The organism is Enterococcus sp. AZ179 (assembly GCF_050498885.1).
Classification (GTDB): domain Bacteria; phylum Bacillota; class Bacilli; order Lactobacillales; family Enterococcaceae; genus Enterococcus_D; species Enterococcus_D entomosocium.
The window spans coordinates 50,774-58,657 of the sequence record NZ_JBMHEO010000004.1 but is presented as its reverse complement, the minus strand read 5'-3'; the positions used below and the strand labels follow the sequence as shown (position 1 = coordinate 58,657).

The following is a 7,884-nucleotide window of genomic DNA, read 5'->3' as shown; positions in this document are numbered from 1 at the left end:
GCCAGTCAATTTTTCCATCCCACCTGACGTTATTACCAGTGTCTTTCCAAACATGCGTATCTCGCCTGGAGGAATTCTTTCCGGATACTTATTAATCATTTGGCGAACATAGCTTTCCTCATAACCCCATTTTCTTGAAGCCTCCGGTGCCGTCATCAGGTCGTCACTCATCAAATCATATTTATGAACACTCAAATTAATACCCCCCTTTGACACGATGAAGTGTATATAATAATCATACACTTCATCGTGTTACAAAGATATATAATAATTTATAGTAGTTTTTACTATCAATTCCTTTTTATCCCATGTTTATATGTGGACGTTCAAATTTTATTGTTCCCTTGCAACCCCTGTTCGATAATCAATCGAGACGCCATCTTGTACGTTATGAATTATAATGTTAAAGCCTAACTCGTCATTCTCAACACTCTGAGCTTCCATTTGAATCGCTCTGGGCAACAATTCTTGCTCTCTGAATATCGGTGTGACCCGATAGCGCACGTGATTATTGGTTTTTCTCAGATAGTTGGCCACTTCATTTTCATATTGGACCATGTGGATCTGGTTCAGCTGTTGAGTGCCGGTAAACAAATTTTTCCAGTTGTCATTTTCACCGGTCATTTGAAAGCCGACTAAATGACTTCTATTATAGAGCCAAACATTATTTTCAAGCTTTTTTTGATTCCAACCGGTGGGATAGACATTTGATATGTCTCCTCGTTCTTCTGTAGGCATCATCGATCGGTGTAGCATTGCATTTGCGACACCGACACGATTTAGGGAATCGAGATCCGAAAAGGTTTGCCAAGACCCTGCATCGATCGACGTCTCTTCAGCTGTAAAGCTCGGACGATTCCCATTTACTTGAATGACAACGTTCTGACCGTCAAAATCAGGCAGATTTTCAATCTCTTCAGCTGAGATTTGTTCCTGGGACGTCCATTCATCGAAAAAAGCAGGCAACTGAACATCGACTTCTGATAAATCCACCAATGAAGCGGTGAATCCAAGCAAACTGATCAACGCTGCAAGGATAAATTTTGACTTATGTTTCATAACAATCTCCTCTTATTTGATATAATCACGGATTTCTCTAATATCTTGAACATGAATATTTCTATGTTCTTTTAGTAGTTGATCAATAGCATTTCCCTCCGTCTTTGCGTGGATCCATTTCATAGCAAACACGAGATCGCCAAAATCATAGAAGGCGAAATCGACTGCAAAAGTTTTCATGTATTCATTCACTTCCCTTCTAGACCATCTGTTGACATTTTTCTATGGAAAAAGCAAAGTGTTAACATTGCATGTGTTGATAGCGTTTTTTTCTGCTATTTTGGTGGATAGCAGAATCACCAAGGCTCTTCTGGATCAAAAGGAAATCGAGCCACTTCCTTGTTGGTTGAGTTAAGTTTAAATGTTACTATCTTGTTTTTTATTTCATAATTCAACCCCAGAGATATACAAACGCCCATCATCTTACCTTCGGCGTATATGACTTCTGGGGGTTTTCCTAAAAGTGTATTTCCATAGGTTGATTTTGCATGGACGTATTCATAAACGATTAATTCTAACAACTCTTCTCTATCCATTCCTGCGCTATTCAGAAACATTAAAAACCACCTCGATTCACTTATTTCTGTCACTTAAAAACTATGATTTGTAACTTATAGAAAAACTATTATTTTCTATACTTCCAAATCCTATGCCATCAGGAATATACCAATCCTGACTATATGACTTTCCAACAAGAATAAAATTATTCATGATAAAAGCATCTTTTTCTTGTTGTGGCATTGCACCAAACTCATTGCTATATTCTTCCTGTAAAATATCGATAAGCGTTGGGTAATGCTCGCTATGTTTACAAGGGAAAATCTTCCCAGTTGTTTTATCATAGACTAGATTTTCGTGTTCCCCATAACCTTGAATAATGTAATCAAGTTCAAGGTCTTTAAAGCGTTTCTGTTCCTGAATAATTTGATAAAGTTCTTCTCTCAATTCTGGTTGGACATCAATCAAAAATTCTCCCGATAAACCATGTCGCTCTTGATAAATTCTCACAATACTATCCCATTCATCATGAGTAAGCATTTTTTCTCCGTTGTAAATTAAAGCAACCATAGCACTCTTAAAAGCAAGAGAATATTCTGCGTTTCCGTCTACATTTTGCTCATGCCATATACAGCAAAGCTGACTCAATGCAAAGTACGGGTCAATTTTGAAGTGTGCCTGTTTTTCCATCTTTCTACCTTCTTTCCTAGTTTGCTATCTCTTCCCATCAGTGACTAAATTAAGTGAATTATTAAGATCTTTTCGGGCTTTGTCAGTCCGTTTTACAGCGGATTTATACACTTCAGATTCTTTGCTATACCCTAATGATTCGAGTTCTGACAAATCTCTTTCCAACTTTTCTACCCACATTTTTTTATGATCCATTTGACTGTATCTCATATTTTTTCCTCCTATTCCGTTATATCTTCCACTAGTAAACTTCTTGACTTGCAAAATAATTGTATTAAATTCTCTTATCGCAAATTCAGAGATCGTTTTTCAAAACACCCAGAAAAAGTGCTGGCACTTTTTGAGTAGTCAAATGAAAGTGTGATCACTTTTTTAATTTAGGTATCTCGAAACCTGCTTTTTCTTGTTCTATCAACATATCCAAAGCAATACAAAGTAGTTGTGATTCGCTCTTTGTATACTTTGATTTCAATTCCTGAAGACTTTGTTGCCTATGCTTATTCAAAGTCACAGGAAGTCGCTTGTTACCTTTTGCGATTGTCATATGCATCCTCCTAAACTTGGCTCAGGTTGAGAAAAGTAAATAGTTCATGGATATAAATCTATGACACAGAAATGATTACTCTGTGTCATAGACATCTCCTAGCTAAGATTTACTTTTCATTTCCTTTGCTTTGGGAGTAAGCTCATAGACATAAGCTGCTGCCATGCCACAGGGGATAACTCCGACAGCATCTGGGCATATGACCTCTGCTTGAATCAAGGCTTGCTCAATGCCCGTGTTTTCCGACCACCCTTTAATTGCTACAAATTCATTATTGATTTTCATATCTGTATTAACTGTCGCAGTAGCAACTAGCTCAGTTTCGCTTCTTCCTTTACGTTTCCTAACTAGTTGTATTGCCACATTATCATTATCTTCATACTGATCAAATTCCACACAACACAATTTATTATTTAATACTACATTCATTTATATTTCCTCCTAGAAATCAGGAGTTAAAAGGCTCTATCTCTTTTCGTCACTCTCTTCAGATCTCAGCTTATCTGCTAGTTCTGTAAGCAAAGAAGCATTATCAAATCGCATTCTATCAATCGAGGACTTCCCATGCTTAAGGTCCGAGACTGTCATCTTTTTAACACCTGATTTTTTACTTATTTCAGCTATTGATTTTCCACTTTTCAACAGTAACCATTGAATTTTTTCTTTATCAGCGTACATAGATATTCCTCCAGAGTTGGAGTGTAGCTATTATTATTTGCTACTACTCACTTTTATGATATATTTTGAGTAGTAGCAATCCAGGCTATGGTTTTGTTACTTTGTGCTTATTCTGTGTCCGCAGGATAAGCACCTTTTTTATTGCCATAGTCATCCTCGTAATAATAAGCCTCCTCCCACCTCTTTGAAGCAACACCAGGTAAATTCTGAATATTCCTCGTAATCAACGTTTACAGTGAAACACAGCATTATTTTGTCTTCTTCTAATTCTTTTCTATCCTGTTCCCACTCGAACTCATGTTGGCTGACATGAAGCAAAATTAAAAGTAACCCATGCTTAGTATTTGTTTCGACCACATGAAAAACCACAAATCCATATTTTTTCTCGTATTTCTCAATGAGTTTCTTTTGTTGATCTGTAATGCTATAAACAGTTGGCAGTATCATCTTCTTGCGATTGACCATTATTGCGGTTCGCTTAGAACAATATATCTCCCCTTCCCTGAAACTTTCTTTGACGTAGCTCTCTATTGAAAATGTATCCAAACGTTTCTTTGCTTCTTCTACTAGCCTATTTCTCGTTTCCTCAAACAAGTAACATAACCTCCTAAAACAAAAGTTAGACGGTGTACCGTCTATAATTATTATAGCACGGCACGCCGTCTTGTTCAACTGATTTTTGCTGTTTTTTTCGATTTTTCAGCAATTGAAAAGGTCAATTTGCGTTACATTGTTCTGAATTCTATCTATAGCCTTGGTGTAGTACTCAAAGTTGGTTTCAAATCCTACATAATGCCTGTCAGTATTTATACAAGCAATCGCAGTTGTTCCGCTACCCATACAGTTGTCTAATATTAGATCTCCTTTTTTCGAGTAGGTTTTAATTAAATATTCAAGTAGACGGACCGGCTTTTGTGTAGGATGGAAGGTATTCATTGACTCCTTGTCAAACCGAAGAACATTATTCGGGTAGCCTGTATACTCTTGGAAATATTCTTTTCCTGACAGAGATCCCGTATTATATATATTCTCTTCATTACCGGTTCTAATCTTTGTAAGTGGTTGTTTCATCCGTTCTAATCCCTGAGGGTAATAAGCAGGTGTTCCTTTTGAAAACACTGAGATTGTTTCTACAGAACGCATGGGCTGTTTTTTGGCAAAAGCAAAGCCGGTTGCTGTATTTTTGACCCAGTACCAATCATATTTATAGTGTTTGAAGTTACTCATACGTAACTGAGTAGAAAATGGTTCTGCGCCAAATAAAACGATCGCACTATTCTCTTTGATTACGCGCAAGTATTGTGACCACAATTCTTCCCATGGCAAAATAGTATCCCAGGAGCAAGCAGTGGTTCCATAGGGCAAGTCGCAAATGATCGTATCGATCGATCCATCCGCAATTTTTTTCATTCCTTCTAAGCAATCTTCAAAGTAAATCATATCTTTTTGAATCATAGGTTTCTCCTCTATGATTCAGGCCTGAATCCATTGGTTTAGTCAAGTCTTGATACATTTACTATAAAGGATAGCTATTCCCTATTACGCCTGCTTTATCTCCTATGAAAGGTGGAAATGCTTCGCAATAAAGTAGATCACATCAACGGTCACACTATTTCCTGCCTGTTTATACAGCTGACTGTCAGAAACCTTCTGCTCAAAAGGGCAGTTATAATGATCTAAATTTTCAGCTAAAATTCTTTGCGCAACTTGTTTGCTGCCGAATTTTGCTGCTAGAAATGCCCAATCTGGGAACGATTGAAGTCTCCAGCACTCTAAAGGTGTTAACTTACGAACCTGAAAATCTCTCTGTGCTAAATCATTTCTGTCCTCATTAGCGATATCAATCGTATTTTTGGGTATTTCGTTCACAACAATTTTCGGTTGTTGGCCACCTCCTTGCATGGTGTTTAACGTTGGACATAGACCATCAGGAGAATAGACACTAACCGCTGATCGATATCGCCCATCAATCTTCCCCTCTACTATAATTCCGTGACGATCTTGTGCGGTGAGTGTAAACATTTCTTCCCCATTATTTTTTATTCTTCGCCCATTTTGACGGACTTCTTCTTTATCTGGGGAAATCACAGGGATTGCTACTTTATTCCCTTCTCCTTTGTTTGTCGTAAGCGTAGGAGCAATTCCTTCTATACTACAAACCTGACCATTCATTCCCTGACCGGAAGGATTTACATTTCCGACTACAATTTGTTTAGGCGTTTTATAATCAGTGGCGGTCAAAGTTCCCATTAAGCCGTCGGTATAATAGGTCCGCTCTCGCAAATTCGTATTTAAGTTATTTCGTTTATTTGTCGTCCCAGCGATATTTATTTTTGCTGATTCTTGATCAACTGATTTTTCTTCTCCTGTGAGAGGTAAAAACTTTCTGGCACCTGATCCTCTAAAACATCCGACAACAAAGACACGTTCACGGTTTTGCGGGACAAAATCCTTGCTGTTAAGCAATTGCCATGCCACGTCATACCCCAGCTCATCCAGTGTTCGGAGGATTGTTTCAAACGTAGCCCCTTCGTTGTGGTTGAGCAATCCCTTGACGTTTTCAAGGAATAAAATGCTAGGTCGCAAAATATGTGCGAAGCGTGCAATCTCAAAAAAGAGAGTTCCTCTAGTATCTGCGAAACCTCTTCTTTTTCCTGCAGAACTGAAAGCCTGGCAAGGAAATCCTCCCGTGATAATGTCCACACGTCCGAATCCTCGAATAGTGTCGTCTGAGATCCTCGTAATATCATGCATTTCCACCTCGTTTTCCGTATTAAAGATCGCTTTATAACTTTGTCTAGCATATTTGTCAATTTCACAAAAGCCGACACATTTATGTCCTGCTTTTTCCATTCCCATCCGAAAACCGCCTACACCAGCAAATAAATCAATAAAAGTTAGTTGTTTCGATTGTTTCATTCGTTATTCTTTCCCACAGCTGTGTTCTTGTATTCAAGCTTGTAAGATAAGAATAGTAAAAAAGCGGTTGAGAGAAGGGCATTCAAAAGCCTCAGAAAGGTTTAGATTTTTGTTTCTGCTATGGGACTACTCTTGTTTTTGTTCAAGTAAATGAATCGCAGATGTAAACTGAATGAGCGATTTTTTTGAGTCAATCAAAATGATATTCTTCTGATAATGAACTCTCTCGCTGACTAATGGTATTGATAAGCCATAAAAATATCTGAGTAAAAATATTTTTCTTCTTCGATCAGTAATCTCAGGTTTATACGGGTGATTGATTGATAGATACCCTTTTATAAAGAGTCTGTGTAAGTACTCGAATTCTTTATACAATGGATCATTCAATACTTCAGGGGAAACATTTTCTCTGTGCAGCACTGAATACGTTTCTTGAATTCTCGGCGTGGCAGGAATACCGACTTTCTCCCGTATATTTTTATACTCTGATAGAAAAACACTAAATCTCTTTTTCGTGGTTTCCCACTCTATGTCCATATCCTTTGGTAATTGGTATTTGGCCACATCAAAAAGTTCCATTTACTCCTCCATAATACAAAGAAGCATTACCTCCCCAAATGAGTAGGCAATGCTTCTTTTTCATCATTATTTTTGTTATAAGTTAAGCTAGAATTTTTATTTATAGCTCTGGGCCGTGGTCTTTTTCCGTTGATCGAAGTTCAGATTTGATTCGATAAGTAGAAAGCTCTTTGCCGTCGTTTCGCTCTTCAATCGGTTGACGTAAATACAATTCACGATCTTTTTTCGAGGGTAACGTACGATATAATCCCTCAAATGCTTGCTCTTCCTCTAAATGATCATTTGCTCGATAGAATGCCATCAGATTATAGGTAAACTCCAAGCGTTTTATATCGTGAAATGGAACCATCAGATAATTTTCGCTGTCCAAAGTGCCGTATGCAGCATTGGCTGAAATCAACGCTGTTCGCTTGTTTCCATCCTGAAAAGCCTGTAATTTAGCAAGTCGAGCGAAAACCCACCAGGCATCTTTTTCGGTCCGTTCTGATTGTTCAAACTGATCCACGATTTCTTGCAAATCATCTCTGGTAATGATCTCTTTAGGAAAATAGTGTTCTTGACTAGCTTGATCAAGAACAATGGCTATTCGATCATCTTCATTGTAATATGAATTTCTCAAATGACCTGGTAATTTGGGCTGCTCTTCAGATGGTGAATCAAACTGCTTGTTTACATCGATAATACCATCTACTGAAAAACCTTTTTCTTTTATCGCATTGATTCCTTTTAGACTATCCACAAAAATAGCTATATCATCTCTATTTTGGCGAAGTGGTTTCGTGGATTTCATGTCCAAAGCTTTTTTCGTTTGGTAAACAGAGCTGCCGTAGTTATTCAAACTCCCCAATGACTGGATAAATTTTGCGAGTGCTGTAGTATTCATAGGAATTCCCTCCTTTATAAAATTCATTCATAAC

General features: G+C 37.7%; 13 protein-coding genes. All 13 read right to left on the bottom strand.

Annotated elements, in window-relative coordinates; translation table 11 throughout:
• Positions 1-195 (bottom strand): helix-turn-helix domain-containing protein (locus IGI88_RS18320; RefSeq protein ID WP_429969544.1); only part of this gene is annotated, 195 nt, incomplete at its 3' end.
• A gap of 138 nt (positions 196-333) precedes the next feature.
• A complete protein-coding gene (locus IGI88_RS18315) occupies positions 334-1,059 on the bottom strand; it encodes a DNA/RNA non-specific endonuclease (protein ID WP_429960910.1) in 726 nt (241 codons plus the stop codon).
• Between the two features lie 296 nt (positions 1,060-1,355).
• Positions 1,356-1,616, bottom strand: coding sequence for a hypothetical protein (locus IGI88_RS18310; RefSeq protein ID WP_429960911.1), 261 nt, complete (start codon positions 1,614-1,616; stop codon positions 1,356-1,358).
• A gap of 40 nt (positions 1,617-1,656) precedes the next feature.
• On the bottom strand, positions 1,657-2,247 hold the full coding sequence (locus IGI88_RS18305) for a hypothetical protein (protein WP_429960912.1): 591 nt from the start codon (positions 2,245-2,247) through the stop codon (positions 1,657-1,659).
• 24 nt (positions 2,248-2,271) lie between these two features.
• A complete protein-coding gene (locus tag IGI88_RS18300; RefSeq protein WP_429960913.1) occupies positions 2,272-2,457 on the bottom strand; it encodes a hypothetical protein in 186 nt (61 codons plus the stop codon).
• A gap of 154 nt (positions 2,458-2,611) precedes the next feature.
• Entirely contained in the window at positions 2,612-2,791 is a 180-nt protein-coding gene (locus IGI88_RS18295; RefSeq protein ID WP_429960914.1) for a hypothetical protein, read from the bottom strand.
• Positions 2,792-2,893: 102 nt separating this feature from the next.
• Positions 2,894-3,220, bottom strand: coding sequence for a hypothetical protein (locus IGI88_RS18290; protein WP_429960915.1), 327 nt, complete (start codon positions 3,218-3,220; stop codon positions 2,894-2,896).
• A gap of 36 nt (positions 3,221-3,256) precedes the next feature.
• Positions 3,257-3,469: a hypothetical protein gene (locus IGI88_RS18285; RefSeq protein ID WP_429960916.1), complete on the bottom strand. Its 213-nt coding sequence runs from the start codon at positions 3,467-3,469 to the stop codon at positions 3,257-3,259.
• Between the two features lie 150 nt (positions 3,470-3,619).
• Positions 3,620-4,063, bottom strand: a complete 444-nt coding sequence (locus IGI88_RS18280; protein WP_429960917.1) for a hypothetical protein — start codon at positions 4,061-4,063, stop codon at positions 3,620-3,622.
• A gap of 105 nt (positions 4,064-4,168) precedes the next feature.
• Positions 4,169-4,924, bottom strand: coding sequence for a DNA-methyltransferase (locus IGI88_RS18275; RefSeq protein ID WP_429960918.1), 756 nt, complete (start codon positions 4,922-4,924; stop codon positions 4,169-4,171).
• Positions 4,925-5,026: 102 nt separating this feature from the next.
• On the bottom strand, positions 5,027-6,388 hold the full coding sequence (locus tag IGI88_RS18270; RefSeq protein WP_429960919.1) for a DNA cytosine methyltransferase: 1,362 nt from the start codon (positions 6,386-6,388) through the stop codon (positions 5,027-5,029).
• Positions 6,389-6,514: 126 nt separating this feature from the next.
• Positions 6,515-6,967 carry a transcriptional regulator gene (locus IGI88_RS18265; protein WP_429960920.1) on the bottom strand — a complete coding sequence of 151 codons (453 nt, stop codon included), beginning with the start codon at positions 6,965-6,967 and terminating at the stop codon, positions 6,515-6,517.
• A 100-nt stretch (positions 6,968-7,067) separates the two neighbouring features.
• Positions 7,068-7,850 (bottom strand): Fic family protein, encoded by a 783-nt coding sequence (locus IGI88_RS18260; RefSeq protein ID WP_429960921.1) that lies wholly within the window; start codon positions 7,848-7,850, stop codon positions 7,068-7,070.
• Positions 7,851-7,884 lie beyond the last annotated feature (34 nt).